This window comes from Solibacillus sp. R5-41, assembly GCF_002736105.1.
Classification (GTDB): Bacteria; Bacillota; Bacilli; order Bacillales_A; family Planococcaceae; genus Solibacillus.
Genome location: NZ_CP024123.1, coordinates 1,539,208 through 1,561,602 on the forward strand (window position 1 = coordinate 1,539,208; position 22,395 = coordinate 1,561,602).

15 protein-coding genes and 1 pseudogene are annotated in these 22,395 nt (G+C 34.6%); 14 read left to right on the forward strand and 2 right to left on the reverse strand.

From position 1 onward, the window contains the following. Window positions 1–19 precede the first annotated feature (19 nt). The 14 genes and pseudogenes from CSE16_RS07210 (at window position 20) to CSE16_RS07275 (ending at window position 18,605) form a co-directional block, all read left to right on the forward strand. On the forward strand, window positions 20–1,243 hold the full coding sequence (locus CSE16_RS07210) for an MFS transporter (protein ID WP_099423280.1): 1,224 nt from the start codon (window positions 20–22) through the stop codon (window positions 1,241–1,243). Window positions 1,244–1,429: 186 nt separating this feature from the next. Further along, complete coding sequence (locus CSE16_RS07215) at window positions 1,430–1,999, forward strand: SF0329 family protein (RefSeq protein ID WP_099423281.1); 570 nt, start codon at window positions 1,430–1,432, stop codon at window positions 1,997–1,999. A 719-nt stretch (window positions 2,000–2,718) separates the two neighbouring features. Next, the gene (locus CSE16_RS07220) at window positions 2,719–4,518 is read left to right on the forward strand and encodes a S9 family peptidase (RefSeq protein WP_099423282.1); all 1,800 of its coding nucleotides are present in this window, start codon (window positions 2,719–2,721) and stop codon (window positions 4,516–4,518) included. Window positions 4,519–5,360: 842 nt separating this feature from the next. After that, window positions 5,361–6,674, forward strand: coding sequence for a sensor histidine kinase (locus CSE16_RS07225; protein ID WP_099423283.1), 1,314 nt, complete (start codon window positions 5,361–5,363; stop codon window positions 6,672–6,674). Window positions 6,675–7,115: 441 nt separating this feature from the next. Continuing rightward, on the forward strand, window positions 7,116–7,835 hold the full coding sequence (locus CSE16_RS07230) for a spore coat protein (protein WP_099423284.1): 720 nt from the start codon (window positions 7,116–7,118) through the stop codon (window positions 7,833–7,835). A gap of 310 nt (window positions 7,836–8,145) precedes the next feature. Beyond that, window positions 8,146–8,883 (forward strand): class I SAM-dependent methyltransferase, encoded by a 738-nt coding sequence (locus tag CSE16_RS07235; protein ID WP_099423285.1) that lies wholly within the window; start codon window positions 8,146–8,148, stop codon window positions 8,881–8,883. A 602-nt stretch (window positions 8,884–9,485) separates the two neighbouring features. Further along, window positions 9,486–9,824: pseudogene (locus CSE16_RS07240) on the forward strand (ATP-binding cassette domain-containing protein); the annotation flags it as partial. Window positions 9,825–9,971: 147 nt separating this feature from the next. Further along, window positions 9,972–10,508, forward strand: coding sequence for a sigma-70 family RNA polymerase sigma factor (locus CSE16_RS07245; protein ID WP_099423286.1), 537 nt, complete (start codon window positions 9,972–9,974; stop codon window positions 10,506–10,508). 5 nt (window positions 10,509–10,513) lie between these two features. After that, window positions 10,514–11,632, forward strand: a complete 1,119-nt coding sequence (locus CSE16_RS07250; protein WP_099423287.1) for a DUF4179 domain-containing protein — start codon at window positions 10,514–10,516, stop codon at window positions 11,630–11,632. A 375-nt stretch (window positions 11,633–12,007) separates the two neighbouring features. Beyond that, the gene (locus CSE16_RS07255; RefSeq protein ID WP_099423288.1) at window positions 12,008–12,697 is read left to right on the forward strand and encodes a response regulator transcription factor; all 690 of its coding nucleotides are present in this window, start codon (window positions 12,008–12,010) and stop codon (window positions 12,695–12,697) included. Continuing rightward, window positions 12,694–13,959, forward strand: a complete 1,266-nt coding sequence (locus tag CSE16_RS07260; protein WP_099423289.1) for a HAMP domain-containing sensor histidine kinase — start codon at window positions 12,694–12,696, stop codon at window positions 13,957–13,959. Before CSE16_RS07255 ends, CSE16_RS07260 begins: the two co-directional genes overlap by 4 nt. Before the next feature lie 134 nt (window positions 13,960–14,093). Continuing rightward, complete coding sequence (locus CSE16_RS07265; protein ID WP_099423290.1) at window positions 14,094–14,855, forward strand: ABC transporter ATP-binding protein; 762 nt, start codon at window positions 14,094–14,096, stop codon at window positions 14,853–14,855. A 10-nt stretch (window positions 14,856–14,865) separates the two neighbouring features. Further along, complete coding sequence (locus CSE16_RS07270) at window positions 14,866–17,202, forward strand: ABC transporter permease (RefSeq protein ID WP_099425776.1); 2,337 nt, start codon at window positions 14,866–14,868, stop codon at window positions 17,200–17,202. Between the two features lie 749 nt (window positions 17,203–17,951). Then, window positions 17,952–18,605, forward strand: coding sequence for a M48 family metallopeptidase (locus CSE16_RS07275; RefSeq protein ID WP_099423291.1), 654 nt, complete (start codon window positions 17,952–17,954; stop codon window positions 18,603–18,605). 740 nt (window positions 18,606–19,345) lie between these two features. Here CSE16_RS07275 and CSE16_RS07280 read toward each other — a convergent pair. Together CSE16_RS07280 and CSE16_RS07285 are read right to left on the reverse strand one after the other, a co-directional pair. Beyond that, window positions 19,346–20,866, reverse strand: a complete 1,521-nt coding sequence (locus tag CSE16_RS07280) for a CoA-acylating methylmalonate-semialdehyde dehydrogenase (RefSeq protein ID WP_099423292.1) — start codon at window positions 20,864–20,866, stop codon at window positions 19,346–19,348. Between the two features lie 30 nt (window positions 20,867–20,896). Continuing rightward, the gene (locus tag CSE16_RS07285; protein ID WP_099423293.1) at window positions 20,897–22,258 is read right to left on the reverse strand and encodes an aspartate aminotransferase family protein; all 1,362 of its coding nucleotides are present in this window, start codon (window positions 22,256–22,258) and stop codon (window positions 20,897–20,899) included. Between the last annotated feature and the right edge of the window lie 137 nt (window positions 22,259–22,395).

Here is a 22,395-nt window from a genome sequence, read left to right on the forward strand (position 1 = left end):
CAAAGGAGTAATTATTTTTATGAAAACAACAACAATACCAAATGCCAAGCTAATACTCCTTGCACTAGCAATCAGTGCCTTTGGTATCGGTTCTACAGAATTTATAAGCGTGGGGCTACTTCCACTCATAACAAACGACTTCGGTATATCATTAAGTACTGCTGGATTAACCGTATCTATCTATGCTCTTGGTGTAACGATTGGGGCACCAATTTTAACGGTATTAACGTCTCGGATTGATCGTAAGAAGGTTCTATTGCTCGTAATGGCAATTTTTATAGTTGGTAACTTGTGGGCTGCACTTGCACCTACGTTCTCGTTACTACTTATTGGTCGTATTATCTCAGCTTTAGCACATGGCGTTTTTATGTCCATTGCCGCAGTCATTGCGGCTGATGTCGTAGCACCTGATAGACGCGCAAGTGCAATTGCATTTATGTTTACAGGTTTAACTTTGGCAACTGTAACTGGGGTTCCACTTGGGACTTTCATCGGCCAAGTAACAGATTGGCGTATGTCATTCATTTTCATCGTAATAATCGGAGTAATTGGTTTAATTAGCAATGCATTACTCGTGCCTAATAATTTACCAAAGAGTAATCCAATTTCGTTACGTGATATTGGTAAGGTATTGAGTAATTTACGTATGTTATTAATTCTTTTCATTACAGCGATCGGTTATGGAGGCGTATTTGTAGTTTACACATATGTATCGCCAATTTTAGAAAAACATATGGGTTATTCACCTCAAGCAATCGTAGTTATTCTAGTCATATACGGTATTTTTGTAGCAATAGGGAATACATTAGGTGGACATTTTGCAAATAGTAATCCATTACGTGCACTAGTTTTTAGCTTTATAGGACTAGCATTAACATTGCTGGGCATTAATTTCTCATTTGATTCACATATTTTTGGGCTAGTATTGGTCTTACTCATGGGCCTATTCATGTTTATGAATGTACCTGGCTTACAATTATATGCAGTACAGCTTTCAGAAAAATATGTACCTTCAGCCACTGCAATGGCTTCAGCATTAAATATTTCAGCATTCAACGTCGGAATTTTCCTAGGATCTTATGTTGGGGGATTAATTGTACGTCATCAATCATTGGAATATACACCTTTATACGGCTTCTTAATGGTTATTGTTGCCGCAAGCATTACATTGGCATGGTTAATTTTTGAAAATAAACAGAATGACAGCGCTGAATCAGAATTCTCCACATTATCGAAAACTTAATTGAATTTGTTGTAAATTGAATAAGTTGAAAAAATAGCACTTCAATTTCCTTATTTTTGTGAATATTAACAAGTCATTGTGTATCGAGGGTACAAAACTGTTCAATTGATGTGTTGGTTATTGTACTATGGATAATAGAACGATTCCCACTATATACATTTAGTATAAACAATTAAGGAGAAATACATGACCTGGAGCAAATTGAAGCAAAATTTAGAGAGTTTTCTCAGTCCTGCATTACATGGAATGGTTGAATACCGTGCAACTGGATACCGTTATTTACCTGATAAAGCAGGACTGTGTTATATTGCGGTAGATAAAAAAAATGTCCTCAATATGAGTGATAAAACTACCTTAATCAGATGGTATCAGACGGAGCAAGAAATTAAGAATGATTCAGATATCCAAATTCCTATTAACAATGATGAAATTGAATCGGTAAGAAAAGAAACAAAAGGGGTAGTTCCGGAAGATCGTCTACAAGTAATTGCAAGGGGTAGAAAAATATCAGAATGTGCAAAGGAAATTTTTTCAGCACAGTCATCATTAAGTAAATCGAATTTTATCGTTGTAGCAACTAAGTTTTTATCCACTCCGATAGAAGAAAGTTTAGAGAGCAATGATATCCTATTGAATATTCTAGCTTTGGTGGACAGACGGATTGGAAAAAAACGAATTTTAAACATGGCCGAGAAGATGAAGTTAAAGCATCCAATTGTACAGTATTTTTATGAACTACGACTTAGTACGTTATGAAAATCACTAACTCATCACCATGTAGATTTTAGTATTATTCACGAGCTGGTTATCATAAGAATGGAACCATTACCTATCCTGAAATACTATTTATTAATAAAAAAAGTGTAAAACTCAAGATAAAGTTTTAGTTAAGTTAACAAGACTACATCTTTTAATACCAATGTTACCGACGTGCAACACATTGTAAAGCGGTGGCGTGGCTAGAGTTAGTATCAAAAAAAGAAACGAATTTCCGATGGTGGAATTCGTTTTTTTTTTGTTGTTCTAAAAAAGGATTAAGGAAATTTTTTGTTGAAGTTATTGAACTAACGCAGCAGATTTAATGCTTCTAAAACTAGATGCACTGCCATTTTCCGCCTAAATTTATAGCCTACTTTTTTCTTTGTGTTCAATTCTAATACTGACGCCAAATAGCATCAACCATTGCCCAAGAAAAACTTGAAATTTTTGATAACATAATTCTTGATGGGGCAATTTTTCAATCGCTAAGTTGTAACGGGTAGTATGATATTAACCTATATAATCAAAGTTTAGAATTTATTTCGAGTCACCAAACATGTTTCTTACAGATCTACTCTTTTTTATTTTTCATGATAAACAATAGGTTTAAACATGTAGTACATCGGATTACTATATATTATACATTAAAGTATAATAATGGTATTCTGTAAAAAGACAGACTTTTCTATCAATTAAAAAAGTGAGGAGTTTTCATTATGATTTCTTTTTCTAAACCAGATGTAGAACAGTTTTTAAGAACATTTTCTATTGGCGATTTTGCGGTTAGTCCAGATGAAAAACAACTAGTTTTCAGTACAAATTTAAGTGGGAAGTATAATTTATGGGCCATGAATTTACCAAATACGTTCCCGACGCCGCTTACTTTTATTGACCAGAGCTGTCAAGGCCTTCTCTATGATAAACAAGGACGGTTCATCATTGCCGGTTTTGACCACAATGGAAACGAAAATACACAATTTTATGGACTTCCACTTCAAGGTGGGACGATGAAGAAAATTATTTATGAAGAAGGAACTCGCAATGCTGGACCAATTTTATCAGAAGATGGGACCAAGCTTTATTACACATCCTCGAAAGGAAATCCAACGTATTTAAATGCATATGGCTATGACTTGGTGACTGGTGAAGAAGAAACAATTCTTGAGGGGAAAGATGCTGCCACTTTTTTAATCGATTTTAGCCCAAATGAAGAGGTTGCCCTCTACTATAAACATTTTGCTAATACGTACACACTCCTATACGCCAAACGAGGAGAGGAACATATTCGCCTAACACCGCCGACAGATCAGCAACATACGGTCAGTGATGCAGTTTTTGTATCCAATGAGCTCATCTATTTATTAACGAATTACGATGCTGATTTTACCTATTTGGCTTCGTATAATTTAGAGACAAATGAATTTGTAAAAGTGAAAGATTTGGAGAATGAAAGCTTAACTACGTTGAAATATAACAAAGAAAAGCAGTGCCTGTATGTAATCAGTGAAAAAGGTGTAGAAGATCATTTATACATGCATGATTTGCTATCGAATAATTGGGAAGAACTAGATTCACCATGCAGTGTCATCGAAAAGCTTATAGTCACAAAGTCCGGTAGTTTGTATTTATTAGGAAGAAGGGCTACGAAGCCGAGTAATATTTATCAATTTAAGGAAAATGGATGGATATCTTTAACGGAATACACAGTTCCAGGTGTAGATCAAAGCGAATTAGTTGAGCCGGATGTGATTACTTATTCTTCCTTTGACGGACTTGAAATTGAGTCCTTATTTTTCAAAGCAAAAAAAGAAAATGATAATGGTGAAATCATCTTTTGGCCGCATGGTGGTCCGCAAGCTGCAGAGCGTAAATTTTTTAGAGCTTCCTTCCAATTCTTTCTAAATCATGGGTATAGCATCTTTGCTCCGAATTTCCGTGGTTCGACAGGCTATGGATTGGCTTTCATGAAAATGGTAGAAGGAAATTGGGGACACGGTCCACGCCTCGATAATGTCGCGGGACTCGACTGGCTCATTGATAATGGCTACGCGGAAAAAGGCAATATTTTATTGATGGGCGGAAGTTATGGAGGTTACATGGCCTTATTGCTTCACGGTCGACATGCTGAGTATTTCAAAGCAGTAGTGGATATATTTGGTCCATCTGATTTGTTCTCGTTTATCAACTCTGTTCCAGAAGAATGGAAGCCAATTATGGATCAATGGGTAGGAAACCCTGAAAGAGACAAGCAAAAACTTATTGAATACTCACCATTTACGTATATAGAAACTATGATAAAACCAATGCTAGTTATCCAAGGGGCGAATGACCCACGTGTTGTGAAAGAGGAATCAGATCAAATCGTGCAAGCTTTAAAAGATAAAGGGCGTGATGTCGAGTACATGCTTCTCGAAGACGAAGGACATGGGTTCTCTAAAAAAGAAAATGAAATTGCTGTTTATCAAAAAATCCTCACATTTTTTAATCAATTCGTTGAATCTAAAGTGAAAGCATAACGATACTATTCATTGGAAAATGAACCCGACGGGGAAGAAAATGTGAGAAATATTAAAAATTCTTTCTTCAAGTAATGGTTGCGTTAGTTGATGGAAATACTGTTTGAAGTTAAATAAAAAAGACTAGGTTTTACAATGATAGTACCTAGTCTATTACTTAAACTCACCAGCATCCCATGTGTTGCCAGATACACTCCGTACACTGTGAAGCCGTGGCATGGTTGGAGTTATTATAATGAAAAATGAACGAATTTCCAATAGTGGAATTCGTTTTTTTGTTGAAGTTATTAAACTAACGCAGCAGATTTGTTTGTTCAATAAGGAAGACTTTTATATATTTAAAATAGGAGGGATAATATATGCAATTAACTGACCCCACAACTATTTCAGGTTGGTTACAGCCATATTCGATAAAATGGTACAAACAACTCAGTAACCTTCAAAGGAAATACATCTACTCTTGTCTTTAACTAACTGGTTCTTTAGTTGAATAACAGGCTCTGTTTAGATGATTATTTTTCTTCTCGATCTAATGATGGAGGTTAGTAGAAGATAAATAAAAAATCAATAGAAATGAATTTAGAAATCGCAAAAAACTCTTAACCTTCTCATCATCGAAGAATTAATAAAGTTTATGACAAAAGATCTCTTTTCTAAGAGAACGGTTATCTTCATAAAAAATTTGAAATAATCATAAACAAGTCATTTTGAATTTAGTTATAGTATAATAATACTGTTAGAAAAAACTTTTTTCGTGTCATGAAGATAAATATAGTATATGAGACTCGGTTGATTTATGTAATTATCCAAGTTATAAAAAAGATAAGGAAGTACATCTTTGAATGAAAAATCATAAAATAAAATTTATTTTAATGTTATCTATTGTCTTATTAATATCGTTTACAAGTTTAAATGTTTTTGCCTCTTATGTGAAGATGAAAAAGACGGTTGAAGAGTCAATTGCAAACCAAAGTCTTGAAGCAGCAATTGCTATTGCATCAACAATTGATATTGATACCTACCAAAAGTTCTTAGGTACTAAGGTTAAAGATGAGTATTATTGGGAAATTAGTAACCACTTAAATGATGCAAGAGAAAAAATGGGTGCTTTAATTGTGTACACATTGGAAATTGACAACCCTAAGGTATCGAAAACAATGGTGGCTGGAGTACCCCATGAATTAGTTGACCTATATAATATTGGAGATATTTGTACAGTACCCGAAGCTCAGGTCAAAAGAGCCTATGAAGGAAATACATATGTAACAGGTGTAATTGAAGATTCCAAATTTGGTTCATATCTTTCTGTTGGAGCACCGATAAAGGATGAAACAGGGAAGGTGATTGGATACATAGGTATCGATATTGGTGCCGATAAACTAAGTGAAATCAAAGGCAAAGTACTAGAAAATAATTTCCTGCTCTTTGTCTTTAATGGTGTAGTTATTTTGGTTGTAATAGGTTCCTTTTTCTTTTTGCAAAGATGGTATCAAAAAGAAGTGGCGAAGGAGGTAGGTGTTACCGAAGATATTTACCAAGCAGAAATTAAAACATTAATCACCTCGGTCTCCTCTTTAAGGCATGATTTTACAAATCATATTCAAGTTTTACATGGACTGCTTCAATTGGGTGAATCCGGGCAGGCTCAAGAATATTTAGCATCTTTGTCAAAAGAAGTTCATGCGATTGAATCACTAAAATTAAATATAAATCATCCTGGTTTGTCTATATTATTGCAAACAAAGAAACTTACCGCACAAAATTATATTATAGATATGAATTTTACAATTTCCCGAGATACATTCAATAAAATAAAAACAACTGATTTAATCAAAATATTATCGAATTTAATTGATAATGCCATTGAAGCAACAATTGAATTACCTGAAGGAGAACGGAAAATAACGATATGCTGTACAGCAGAAAATACACACTATGTATTTAAGATTATGAATACAGGTCCGAAGATTATAGAAAAAGACCAAATTTTTAAACAAGGGCATTCAACAAAAAGAGTAGAACAAGGGAAAATAAGAGGGCAAGGTTTATTTATCGTGAAAGAAGTTGTGGATAAATATAATGGGGAAATCACCATTAACTCAACCAATGATTTAGAGACGACGGCCATTGTGAAAATCCCTCTTAAGAGAAACTGAGGGAGAGTTGTAAACTTTCTAAAGCCAAAAACGGAGTGCCGAAGAATTGGCACTCCGTTTTTCCTGTTATATATTTTTTTTAGTTATATATTATATATATACCCATATGGTGTCATTTAAGTATTGATCTGCATATGTTACAACAAGTAATTGCCAAGTGATTATAGAGGCGAAATCCTTTATTCTAATGGATGAAAACCAATTGTTACGAGTCAAAAAGATACAGAACTAAATTTTTTCATTTAATCACATACAATTTGGTGAATAATTAACAAAATTGAATTCTTTAGAAACGGGAGCTGAGGAGTTATGCAATGTCTTGAAAGAAATTTCTGTTAGCCTTATAAATTTTAGGTTTCTAACGAATAGATATTACATAATAAAAATTCTTTTATAACGTAAGAAAATGAAGGTTATAGGTATTATGTAAAGGAGTATGTTATGTATAATTATTACGCTAGAACGAATATGAATCCCCCGAATATAGTTTCGTTTGCTCGTGGAGATGTTACTGGGGATAGAGTACCTGATAATGTCTATTTAACCGGCATAATGACACCAGATAGTCCATTTATTCAAAATATCACCCTCCGTGTTCAAGATGGAAGATCTGGCATATTAACAAGTGTCCCACTTCGTGAAAATTCAGGCTATAATCCTACTGTATTTTTGGGGGATTTCACTGGAAATGGAGTAGATGATATTTTAATAAGTATTGCTACAGGCGGTAGTGGTGGAATTATGTACCATTATATTTATTCCTTTGTCGATAATAAAGCACAATTATTATTTGATTTTAATGTATATAATGAACAGTATCAATATGAGGTTACTTATAAAGATTATTACAAAGTGGAAGTTTTTAGTATGATAAATAATAAAAAGTACATTATTGACATCTCAACAAAAGGCATTGAGTATTTAAATGAAATATATGATGAAAATGGAAAACTGAAGAGTCCTATTACTGGATTTGTAAATCCTCTTAGTGGTTTATATCCTGTAGATTTTGATTTAAATAAGCAGTATGAGCTATTGGCCTATCAGAAAATTGCTGGGAGATATAATGCTGATTCTTTAGGGTATGTTTTGAATACATTAGCATGGTTGGATAATAGGTTTATTTTGCAAGATCAGTATGTTGCTATTTTCGGATATTAGCATATCAAATTTATAAAATCCTCATTTAGATACATCACGGTGAACCGTATCATAAGTAAGTGCAGTAAAAAATAAAGATAACTTCAAGCCCTAAAAGCTTGAAGTTATCTTTATTTATATATGGACCATTTAAACTGGAAAAATAATGATTCCATAAGTGATTGTATTTTTTTCTCAAATAGGAAAAAGAAGGCATGCCTCTATCTACATCCTAACAAAATTTGAATTATAAGTCTATTTATATTTTAAGTGCTATGTGATAATTAAAGAGCGCAAATAAATCATAACGTTACGATGAATAGAGGAAAATATGAATCAGAATATATATGATAACAATGAGTTTTTTCGACAATATGAAGCAATACGAGTACGCGAAAATAACTATAACAATTTACTTGAACAACCTAATTTCTTGACGCTCATTCCAAATCTTGAAGAAAAAGTAGTATTGGATATTGGGTGTGGTATGGGGGATTTTGCAGCATACTGTATTGGTCAGGGTGCGAACTATGTAACAGGAATTGATATTTCCTTAAATATGATTTCTGAAGCAAAAAAACGCCACTCACATGAGCACCTTACCTTTACGAACATTGCATTTGAAGATATGAACATACAGAATGATTCAATCGATTTTATTAGCAGCTCTCTAGTATTTCATTATATCGAGGATTTCCAGTTACTTATTAAAAAAATCAGTACTGCATTAAGTGATGAGGGTACGCTGCTGTTTTCTATAGAACATCCGATTGTAACGGCAAATAAGGGAAGTGTGGATTGGGTATCAAACCGAGAAGGAAATTTACTTCATTTTGCAATTGACCGATATCAGGAGGAGGGCTTACGTTCACAAAATTGGTTAGTTGACAATGTTATGATGTATCACCGAACGCTCTCTACTATTATAAATACACTTATTGAAGTTGGCTTGCAAATCGAAAAAATTATTGAACCAATACCGACTATTGAAGCAGTAAAAAATCTACCTGGACTTAATAAAGAATTTCGTCGCCCATCATTTTTAATTGTAAAAGCACGAAAAATTTAAAAATACACCACAATTAATCCTACAGGTTAAAATTAAATAATTACCAATTTTTCACTCATTTAAACACAATTGTACTGTATACATCCCTTGGAAACTTAAATCAGGGGAAAATCTCAAAGTAGAAGAATTAAATTGCATTTTGCCAAATTACGGAGAACCTAATCATAAGTGCGGTCAATAATTAATGTTAAAGAGGTTATGTAAATTAAATTCAAAAAAGACCCGGAATTTAAATTCCGGGTTTGATTACCACTTACTTGTATTCCTCCATGACACACTGCCTCGCTTTCGCATTGAATCTTAAGATTGTCCTAAGAAAACTTTGCTTAAGCTATATTCAGTATTGATGGTCCTTCTGAGTTATTGATCATTCGCACTCATCGGGTTAACCCTCCTTGTCATTTGGATTCAAAGTGAAATCTTTAATAGTATAGGTCATATTCTATTTTTTATACGCTGAGAAATGTCCTTTAAATAAGAAAAATAAAACAATTATGGATGAACAGTTAGCAATCGTAGTGCAAACTAATATTTAGAAGCGAATAAAGTTTTTTAAGTAAAATTGGTTCAAATATTGCCAATAAAAATAGTGTAATTATTCACGCGATATTACACAGGTTTCCGTAGGCCAGCTGCAGCGAGCTGGGATTTGCAGAGCGCTTATGAATAACCCTAAAGTTATTTTCGGTGATGAGCCTACTGGTGCGCTAAACTCAAAATCAGCGCAAGAAATAATGGACATTTTTTCTGAAATTAACTCGGATGGTACTTCAATTATACTTGTCACTCATAATGCAAAGGTTGCGGCACGAACTGAACGAATTATGTTTATGAATGATGGGAAAATCGTGAGTGAGATGAAGTTTCCAAGGTTTGACGGGACAAATATTGATAGCAGAGTTGGAAAGATAACTATGAAAACTTTAGAAATTGGTAAATAAATTGTAAGAACGGATTCCTTTTAGTGGAATTCGTTTTTTTGATAGATAAAAAATTTTTAGAAAATTCATTTACATATTTGATAGGATTTTAATATATCAAACGTATTAAGAGTTAGGTACCGAATATCTAATGAAGGAGAGGTTGACTTGGAAATATCAGATGAAAATGTTGTACAACTAATAAAGTCAAAAAATGAAAAAACCATTGGCTATCTTATTAAAACATATGGTGGCCTGTTAAACGGAATCATTCGAAGGTATTTAATTGGTAATGAACAAGATATAGAAGAATGTTTTGCAGACGTGTTAGTTTCGATTTGGTTTCATATTGATTCATTCGATGGGACAAAAAATGAATTTAAGCAATGGATTGCAGCGATTGCTAAATATCGAGCCATTGACTATATTCGAAAATCAGAAAAAACAAAACAGTATGTGAGTAATTTTGAATTTGATGAGCGTAGTTTGAGTCAACCAAATTCAAAATCAAATGAGTTGGATTTACCGAGTTTACTAAATGAGTTGAACGATACGGAACGAGCGATATTTGAAAAATATTATGTTGAAGGTGTTCCAACTGAAGAAATTGCAAGTGAGTTTCGAGCAAAGCAATCTTGGGTCCATAATAAACTTTCGCGAGGTAGGAAAAAATTGAAAACCATACTATTGAAAGGTGAGGTGTAATTGAAATGTCCATATTTAAAGAGTTAAATGATGTGAAATTAGACGTAAATGAATTTGAGGAAATACCAATTTCAGATATTGTACAAAAACGTATCAAAAACAAAGTACACAAAAAGATGTATTCAAAAAAACTTATGAAGCGGAAAAAGAAAAGCTATTTTTTAGCGGCAATAGCAACCTTATTAGTTGTTTCTAGCATTACTTTAAATATTGCATTTCCTGCATTTGCATCAAAATTACCCAATATAGGAAATATATTCGATCTCTTCGTTAGTAATGAGCGATATGTATTTGAGGAATTTGGTGATCATTCGACAGATATTGGGATAACAAAAGAAAGTAACGGGGTTAGTATTACTGTAACAAATGCAGTATATGATAAGGAAAATATTACGATTGCTTACTCGATAAAGAGTGAACAGGATTTAGGGATAAGACCAGTTTTATTAGGGAAAATGGTTGTAAAGGAATTTGGGGAACAATATAAACATAATGGATTTTTTGAAAGTTATATAGTTGAAAAAATAAATGACAATGAATATGCAGTAGTATATATTTATGAATTAATAAAAGGTACTAAACCGGATTCGATTAATGTTTCATGGCAAGGAGACTTTGTACAAGATTTAAATAACGTAAGTCAATTATCCCCTGGAAATTGGTCTTTTGAATTTACTTTAGATGCGTTAGAAAGAAAAATAAATGAATATGATTCCGGTGAAGTAATAGCAGTAGATGCTGGTGTTGAAGTGGAACTAATTAAAATGACTGAAACACCTATTTCAACTACAATTTACCTTACAGAAAAGGTTGACGAGCGTCTTGTTGCAAAAGAAGATGAAGATTTGAGAACAGTTGGTATTGAATATAAAGTAACCGATAATCTTGGGACCAACTATAAGTATATTCATTATCGAGATACTGGGCATAGTACAGATTTTAATGAGGATCATAGAAGCAATCCAAGAATTACGATAAATGTAGTAGATAAGGATGTAACACATATCGAAATTACTCCAATAGTTACTGCATATAAAGTAGCTAATCCTAATCAGAATGGCGATGGTTTTCTTGAACCAGTAATTGAATCGTACAGCATTGAATCCATTCACATTCCATTATAAAAATAGTGTTCTTTTTGTTATATTGCTGTTTATATGCTAGTTATGCACTGGCATTTAGACAGCTCTTTTGCATTTCATCTTTTTCTAAAGTAGGCCCATGTTGATCGGTTTTTCGTGCTTACAGATGATTGACTTCTTTTATGTCTATTAGTTTTCCTACCTGATAAGGCACCAGTAATTCCATTTGCTGCATCATTAGCTAAATCTAAGAACATCAAATTTAGTTGAAAGTGAAATATTCACTGGACAGTGGTATTACCAACAATTTTTCAATGAGCCTATTTATTTAATATGTATATCCATAAATTTACACTTATTGTATACTATATTTACCATGTCAAATGAGTAGGAAAGTATTTTTTTGGGAGATTTATGATGAAATTAGATTGTTTAATTGTTGATGATGAAATTGCTTTAGCTGAAACAACTTGTGAATACTTTAATATATTTGAAGTCAAAACGGCATTTGTAACGAGTGCGGAGGAGTGCGAACGTTATTTGGAGAAAAATGAACCATCATTGATTCTTCTAGATATCAATCTCGGCGCTGAATCTGGGTTTGAATTGTGTAAAAAGTTGCGTAAAATAACGCAGATTCCGATTTTGTTTATAAGTGCTCGTTCCAGCGATGACGATGTACTAATTGCTCTTAACATAGGTGGCGATGATTACATACAAAAGCCATATACATTAAGTATTTTATTAGCAAAAGTAAAAGCAGTACTCAAAAGATATAGCAGTGGTTCTAACAACCAACAGGAAATTTTAGAGTTTGGACAGATCCAAATTGACACGCAGCTTCATCGTATTCGAGTAAATGGTACTGATGTTCAACTAAAACAAATGGAGTTTAAACTTCTTCATTATTTGGTGAAAAATAAAAATCGTATCATCACAAAAGATGAATTGTTTCAAAATGTATGGAAAGATTCCTTTGTAGGGGATGGGACTCTAAATGTACATATTCGGCATTTACGTGAAAAAATTGAACGTAATCCAAAAGACCCGCAATTTATAAAAACTGTTTGGGGCACAGGATATGTTTTAGAGGATACCAACAAATGAGAGTAAAACTGCTAATTGTCACTCTTTTTGTTGTTTTTACAGCAGGAATTACTTTCTCAATAATTAGTATTACCAATAAAAATATTTCTGAAGTGGATCTTGTAGCTATAAATGATGTGGTTAAAACTGTCGAGAAAAATTGGGGACAAGTTAGTGAAGAAACTTTCCGCAACAGTGACATAATACAACCATTTGCTATAATTGATCACTTGGGAAACGTGATTTACGAAACACCAGGCAATCATTATAACAATATATACGATGCCGTAAAAAATAGAGATACATTTATAGATTTAAAGCGAAATAACGTGATTATTGGGAAAATAATTATCCGTAATAACGAACTAGAAATAATTGAACAAATGAAAAGTGATCTAGTCACATCCATCAGTTTGATTTTTGGTCTATTAATGATTATTAGTCTTCTTTATATTGCCTATATTTACAAAACATTATTGAAACCATTTCAGCAGCTTCAGAATTTCGCAGTGAATGTGGCTAGAGGAAATCTAGATATACCATTAAATATGGACAAGAACAATTACTTTGGTGCGTTCACGGAAAGTTTTGATATATTGCGTGAAGAGCTTAATGCTGCTCGTCAAAGAGAGTATGAATCAAACCGTAGTAAGAAAGAGCTTGTGGCCACATTAAGTCATGATATTAAGACGCCAGTTGCTTCAATCAAGGCGGTTAGTGAATTGATGCTTATGCAAGCAAAGGATGAAAAGGTTATTAAGCAAGTGAATACAATCTATTCAAAAGCAGAGCAAATTAACTTACTTGTTACAGATATGTTTCACGCCACTTTAGAAGAACTGCAACAGTTAAAGCTAACGGTAACTGAAACATCGAGCGAAGTCCTTGCTGATATGATTGAAAATGTCAATTATGATGATCAGATCGACTATGATTTAATTCCACAATGTATTATTTTAACGGACCCCGTACGTATGCAACAAGTAATCGACAATATTATTAGTAATTCTTATAAATATTCAGGTGCAAAGATTACTATTAAGTCTAAAATCAATCAAGGTTATCTTGAACTCCACATTTTAGACTTCGGATCTGGAGTTAGTGAAGACGAATTACCGCTACTGTTCAATAAATATTATCGCGGAAAAAATGTGGGTGGCAAGAATGGTTCAGGCCTGGGTCTATACATATCAAAGTACTTCATGGAAAATATGTATGGCCAAATTAGCTGTTACATCCCCAAGGAGGGTTTTACTGTAGTCTTGAAAATCAAGCTTGTTTAAGAATCAATTAAGAATTGCACAAAGATTTAATAAGAATTCATTTTGTATGATAAGACTGTAATGTTCATTACGGTCTTTTTTCTTTGAGTAAGATTGACAAACTTGAGCTTAATAATAGGGGAGTGTTGAAAAACATGACAAAGACAGTTATAAAAACGGAGAAGCTGTGTAAAAGTTTTTCGAGCGGTGGAATTCAACAACATGTTTTAAAAAATTTAGATATCAGTTTAGTAGAAGGGGATTTTACAGTCATAATGGGTAGTTCAGGGTCTGGGAAGTCGACTTTACTTTATGCAATTAGCGGAATGGATAAACCAACATTAGGTGAAATTGATTTTGCTGGGAAAAATTTAGCTAAATTAAACAACGATCAACTAGCGATATTTAGAAGAAACAATTGCGGTTTTGTTTTTCAACAAATTTATTTACTAGACAATATGAGTGTTCTCGATAATGTACTGGCAAGTGGACTTTTGGTAAATAAAAATAAGCGTGAGCTCGTACAAAAAGCGAAAGAATTATTAATACAAGTAGGGATCAATGAAAACGCATGGGCTAAATTTCCGACACAACTTTCAGGTGGTGAGGCGCAACGAGTTGGGATTGTTCGTGCTTTGATTAACAGTCCTAGAATACTTTTTGCAGATGAGCCAACTGGTGCATTAAACTCTGCATCTAGTGATAATGTGTTAGATATCTTAACAAATGAAAATCGAAATGGGCAAAGTATTGTTATGGTCACTCATGATATGAAAACAGCCTTACGCGGAAATCGAATTTTATATTTGCGAGATGGCGTAATTTGCGGGGACCTGCAGTTAGATGCGTATAGTGAGAAAGAAAACTTTGAGCGTCACGCAAAGCTCGGGGATTTCCTTGCAGAAATGGGGTGGTAAGGTGAAAATCATGAATCTAGCCCTAGCGAACATTAGAAAAAGTAAATCTGCAACGGTGTCTTTATTTATATTTATTTTAGTTGCTGCGCTACTTCTGAATATAGGTTTAATGGTTATTACTCAAATAAGTGCGTTTTTTGATAGTAAAGCTGAACAATTAAAAGACCCTCATGCAATATTCATGATGGATAATGAAAGCTATAATTCAAATTATGGAGAATTCATAAAGACTTATTCTGGGGTAACAGAGACAGAAACCGAAGAGGCGATCCTCATGAACATTGCCAAATTTAATTTTGGCAATAGTGAACTAACTAGTAGTGCCGCTATTTTTAATGCCGATGATCATCGTAATATCGGGGCGTTGAAGTTGGTTGAAAAGCTAAATACTTCAAGTGCCAATGATGTTTTTATTCCTAATATATTTAAAACAAATGGTAGTTATGAGTTAGGTGATGACTTTACCATCACATATCAAAATAAGAACTATAATTTTCGGATTGCTGGATTTTTTGAAACAACAATGATGGGTACTACCAGCATTGGAATTATGAAATTCATGTTACCAGAAACATCTTATCAAACATTAGAAGATGAACTAGACACACAAACTGAAGGATTAATCATATCTGCAGTGATGGAAGACAAAACACAATCTACAAAGTTACTAGATGATTTTACTAAGGAGTTTCCTCAATCAACAGTAGGTGAAACGACTTCATTTTTTTGGGCATTAGACATTGAAATGGTGAAAAATGTGAGCGCATTGACCATTAACATCATAGCGATGATATTAGTAGCTTTTGCAGCTATTATCGTGCTTGTTTCTCTAATTGTCATTAAATATCGTGTAACAAATAGCATTGAAGACGGGATGACGAATATAGGAGTACTAAAAGCAATTGGTTATACAAGTAGGCAAATTCTATCCGCAATTATTTTACAGTTTGTTTTAATTGCTTTTAGTGCAAGTGTGTTAGGGGTTGCCTTGTCATATTGTCTTATGCCGTTCATTGGAAACATTATTTCATCTTTATCTGGATTAATATGGTATCAAAAATTCGATATGTTTATTAATTTGGCCAATATTTTCATTGTTGCTTTTTGTGTTGTATTGGTTACATTAATTTCCGCCTTCCGTGTTCGAAAAATTCTACCAATTATGGCGCTTCGTGGAGGTATTCAAACACACAGTTTTAGAAAAAATCATTTTCCATTGGAGAATACGAGAGGAGGGCTTCATTTTTTACTTGCAATTAAATCAATGCTGTCAAATGTAAAGCAGAACATCATGATACTTTTAATTATTATCGCATTAACATTCGCATCAGTTTTTTCAGTGGTGCTTTATTACAACATTGCTTCAGACAAAACCGCATTTGTTAACTTATTTGGTGCAGAGCCTGCAAATGTGCTGATATCTGTTAAGCCAGATGCAGATACAAAAGAACTTTTGCATCACATTAAACAAATGGAACAAGTAAGTAAGGTAAATGTATTCGATCTTATTACAACAAAAATTGATAATCAAACTGTATATACGAATGTTTCGGATAATTATGACCAGTTAGAAAATAATGTTGTTTATGAAGGTCGTCAGCCAAAATATGATAATGAAATATCTATCTCCTGGGTTGTATCAAATCAAATTAATAAAGGAATTGGTGATACGGTTGAGGTGAAATATGGGACTGAAGAAGTTAGTTTTCTAGTAACTGGCCTAAGTCAATCAATTGGTAATTTAGGTCAAATAGCCGCATTAACGATGGATGGAATTCAGCAATTACATTCAGATTATAAAGGCACGACCCTTTATGTATATCTAGATGGTATTTCAAATAAAAGCTTTATGGAAAACGTCCAAAAACAGTACGGAGATTATATAGTAGAAACATTAGATATAGATGAAAATATAGAGAGCCAAACAGGTATGTATACAACTGCAGTGTTTGCAGTTATGGTGATGGTTCTGGCAATTACCATTCTAGTTGTTGTAATGATTCTGTATCTAGTCATCAAAACTATGATTATTAAGCGTAAAAAAGAGTTTGGTGTAATGAAAGCAATAGGCTACTCAACAATTCAACTGATGCATCAAATTTCTATCAGTTTCGTACCAGTAATTATTACAGGAGTATTCATTGGTGGTTTACTAGGATATTTTTACACAAATCCTATGCTTTCTGTATTACTTTCAAGTGCAGGGGTTAAACGTTTGGATTTTACGGTACATTTACCGACCATTCTAATACTTTGCATAGGGATTTTTATATTAGCCTACATTGTCTCGATTTTCGTATCCCTAAAAATCAAGAAAATTTCTGCTTACAGTTTAATTACAGAATAATCATGTATAGTTTTAGGATAAAAAATAGGGTAGTTTCCATTATAACAAGGAACGAACCTATTCTATTTTCATATAAACCCATCAACAACTCATGTGTTGCCACGTACACACACCACATTTTGAAGAGGTCACGTGGTTAGAATTAGTATAATGAAAAAGAACGAATTTCCGGTTGTGAAATTCGTTTTTTTTCTTGTTGTTCTAAAAAAGATTAAAGATATTTTGTTGAAGTTATTGTACTATTGGTGCAACTCGACAAGCATTGTTATAAACAAAAGTGTGTAAAAAAAAATAAGGGATTTCTTCGGGAATCCTATTTTAATACCGAGGATAGGAATGATAAAACTATATATTTTGAAACTAGCCCATTAATACTCCTGTATGAGCCATAATAGACAGATTATGAGGTCTGACGCTCAGGTGAAGTCGGCAGAACAAAGGCTGAAGCCAATCCTCCTGGAATAGATGTTAAAGCTATTGTAGACATAGAAAAACGTTTTGAAAACGAATCAGCTGCGAAATACAAATCAATGAACTTTTCAAGGTTCAAAAAACACTGGAAGAGATACAATGATTGACTATATGATTTTCGATGGAAAGTGAATGGACGACGTAATTGTGAATGTGTGGTTAAAGCCGGAAAATGGCGGGACGCCTTATGTGAAAAATTAAATTTATGACTTTTAGTATGCTTGCGAACAGATTTATACTATCCTAGTTAGAATACACTAGGAAAAAAGAGGTTGGTTATGAAAGTTGAATTTGAAAGTAAAACAATAAATTTTAACGTTCAGTATGGAAATAGAGAGAAGTTATCGATTCATATCGATTCTTTTGGTTTTATTACTGTTAAAGCTCCCAAAAGTACAAGTAAAGAAGCGATTATGAGTGCAATAGAAAGTAATGTAACATGGATACTAGAGAAAATTCATGAAATTGAAGTAGCTCGGGAAATCACTAAAGTAAGAGGATTTCATGTGGAAGGGAAGTTTTTACATCTTGGAAAAGAGTGTTTCCTACATGAATTAATAGACACAAGTGAATTTGATGAAGCGACACTTAAAAAAAATCTCAAAAGGTTCTATATTAATAGTTGCAAGAAAACTGTAGGAGAACGAATAAAAATATATCAACAACAACTAAAAGTAAAACCTAAAGTTATAGAAATCGTAGAGTCTAAAACGAAGTGGGGTAGCTGTAGCTCAGATAGAAAGCTCACGTTCAATTATCGATTAGCTATGGCTCCAATCGAAGTCATTGATTATGTTGTAATCCATGAACTATGTCATTTACTTCATATGAATCATGATCGTTCATTTTGGAGACGTGTTGGAAGTATAATGCCAGATTATAAAGAAAAAGAAGCGTATTTAGCAAGGCACGGGCATTCCATGTCATTTTAATTAAAACGGCTACATTTTAAGGGAAATGTAGCCGTTATTTTTGTGCGCCCGGCATTCATCTACTGATGTTACCAGATGAATTTGTGCAACATTTCTCATCTATTCGTGCTTGCTTATCTGGTGGAGTATCTATGCCAGTAGAAGTACTATAAAAATTTGAAGAAAAATACAAAGTAGCAGAAGGGTTTGGATTATCAGAATGATCACCTGTTTCGGCCTTCAATCCCATAAAAGGGAAACGTAATCCTGGTTCTGTTAGTGTTGGTTATTCCTGGGGTGACAAAAAAGTAGTTGACCCAGAAGGTTATTCGTTTATCGTTGATAGAAAGGAGGACTTGGTGCTAATTGGAAGCTACAATGTTTATCCTAGAGAAGTTGAGGAAGCCTTGTATGAACATCCGGGTCTTATTGAAGTGGCAGTGATCTGAGTACCACACAATGAATTTGGGGAATCCGTTAAAGCTTACGTGGTTGTTTAATCTTCTGAACTAACAGAGGATGAGCTTATCGAATATTGCCATACTATATTAGCAAAATACAAAGTACCAAGAGAGATTGAAATTATAACAGAGCATGCCAAAAAAACGACAGAAAAAATTTTAAAGAGAAGCTTAAGAAAGGAATTATTGAATACAAACTAATTAGTCCTCTTAAGGATGGCGATAAAACGAAACATAAGCTCACACGACATCAAAATCGTGTGAGCTTATGTTTATGAAAATAGTTTGTTTATTGTAGTATTAGTCGTTGTTACTCGGGAACGCAAACGTTGACACAGATTCACTATCCTCTTCAAACCACTTTTCTGAAATGGTTTTTGTTTTTGTGAAGAAGCGAACTTGGTCAGGCCCAAACATATGCCCTTCACCGAATCTCGAGCGTTTCCAACCAGCAAAGTTATGATAGCCGACTGGAATCGGAATTGGCACGTTCACACCGACCATGCCGACTTCGATTTCAGATGTAAATTTGCGAGCAGCAGCACCATTATTGGTGAAAATCGTGACGCCGTTACCTAGCTCGTGCGCATTAATTAAGTCAATGGCTTCCTCTAATGTATTCACACGGACCACATTACGAGCTGGGCCAAATACTTCTTGTTCATAAATTTCCATGCCTGGTTTAACGTTATCTAGTAGTGTGGGTCCTAAATAGAAGCCATTTGAGTTTTTCGCGATATCTGGGTTACGACCATCACATACGAGTGTAGCGCCTTCTGTTAGGCTACGGTCGATAAAACCAATGATAGAATCCTTTGATTGTTGTGTAATAACGGGTCCAAAATCAACATCTGCAACTGTGTATGGACCTACTTTTAATTTAGCGATTTTTTCAGCCAATACTTTTACAAGGTTATTCGCTGTTTCTTCGCCAACGGGAATAATTGTTGAAATGGCCATACAGCGTTGGGAAGCGGCCCCATAAGCAGCGCCTAAAAATGCATTTGAGACTTGTTCTAAATCAGCATCTGGCATGACAATCATATTGTTTTTCCCGCCACCTAATGCTGTAACGCGTTTACCATGTTTTGAGCCAGTTGCAAAAATATAATCGGCAACTGGTGTTGAACCAACAAATGAAATTGCTTCAACAGTAGGGTTTTCTAATAATTCGTTTACAGTATCTTTGTCACCATTGATGACAGTCCAAACGCCATCTGGTAAACCAGCTTCCTTCCACAGTTCTGATAGAAATAGTGCAGAGCAAGGAACGCGTTCCGATGGTTTCAAAATAACTGAGTTTCCGACTGCTACCGCCATACTCGTAATGGCAAGCGGCACCATCACAGGGAAATTGAATGGGGAAATTGCTGCAACAACGCCGAGTGGTGCTTTTGTTGAGTAAGCATTGATATTCCCGCCAACATTGACAGAGTACTCGCCTTTTAATAGGTGAGGGGCATTGATGGCTAAGTCAACAGACTCTAAACCACGTGTAATTTCACCCTTTGCATCTTCCTTTGTTTTCCCGCTTTCAGTACAAATCAATTCGATTAATTCATCCAAACGCTCTGTCATTAATTGACGGAACTTCAGAACAATTTCTGTACGTTTACCAACAGACAGGGCACGCCATGCTGGAAATGCTGCTTTCGCTGTTGCAATTGCCTCTTGCGTCTCTCCTTTAGAGGCAATCGGGACACGTGCAATGACTGTACCTAAGCTTGGATTGAAAACATCTGAAAACTGTCCGCTTTTACCTGGAACGATTGAACCGTTAATAAAATGTCCCAGTTCTTTTACATCTGTATTGGTTACCATAAATAAATATCCCCCTTGTTTTCATATGAATTAAGGCTGTTGCAACAGCGCGTTTAAAGAATCCGTGAATGTTTTCACAATCAAATCTTTTTCTTCCAACGAGATGATAAGTGGAGGTGAAAGTGTGAGAACGTTGTTAAAGCCTGCAACCGTTACGCCATTTTTACCGATGATTAGACCTTGTTCTTTACATAAAGCAATTACCTTATTAACATCTGCTACGTTAAGTGGTGCTTTACTTTTTTTGTCGCTCACTAGCTCAACCCCGATTAGTAAGCCTTTTCCGCGGATATCCCCAACATTTGGGTGATCCTTTAAACGTTCTTGTAATTCAGCATGTATAATAGCGCCCATTTCTTCTGAGCGTGCAAATAAATTTTCATTTTCCATTATTTCGATATTTTTGATGGCAACAGCACAAGCCGCTGGAGAACCACCAAATGTATTTACATGGCGGAAAAAGTCGTACTCGTCGCTACCCGCAAATGCCTCATAAATTTCACGTCGAACAGCTGTAGCCGAAAGTGGCAAATAAGCGCTCGTTAAACCTTTAGCCATAGTCACAATATCCGGCTGAATGCCATAATTTTGGAAGCCAAATGCTTTGCCTGTACGTCCAAAGCCGCAAATTACTTCGTCAACGATAAGAAGGGCCCCGTGTTTTTCACATACAGTCTTTACCCCACGTAAATAATCTTCATGTGGCATAATTACGCCGCCGCCGGTAATAATAGGCTCCATGATCACGCCAGCAATCGACTCAGATAACTCCCATGTCATGACGTTATCGATTGCCTGAACTGAAGGTAGGGCAGCTGGGTCTGTAATATGGTCTTCGTTTGTACGGTAAGTATCAGGTGGTGCGACATGGATGAAGCCCGCTGCTAACGGTTCGTATTTATATTTCCGCTGTGCTTGGCCAGTCGCAGCCAATGCACCCATCGTGTTACCGTGATATGCACGATAACGGGAGATAAATTTAGTACGGCCTGTTTGCCCGTTTTGTTGATGATATTGACGAGCGATTTTAAATGCTGTTTCGTTTGCCTCAGAGCCGCTATTTGAGAAAAATACAACATAATCATCACCTAATAACTCACTAATTTTTTCGCTCAATTGGATGGCAGGGGTGTGACCTGCAGATAGGGGAGTATAGGAATTTTCAAGTAATTGTTCGTAAGCTACTTTCGCTATTTCCTCTCGCCCATAGCCGACGTTTACACACCATAATCCAGCCATGGCATCTAGGTAACGCTTCCCGTCAATGTCAGTAATCCATGCACCTTTCGATTTTTGGACGATCATCGTTGCATTTGGATTGTAAGGTTTCATCGAATGCCAAACATACTGTTGATCCTTTACTTGCCAATTTTGATTTGTTAAATTCGTCATTGGAAATCACCACTCCCTCTTTAGCTATAAATCTATTATTCAATTTTTGAGGAAAATAAGCATTATACAAAATGTAAAATAAATGGAGGACCATCTTTCACATAAAGGTAAATTAAAGTTTCATTATCATAACATGG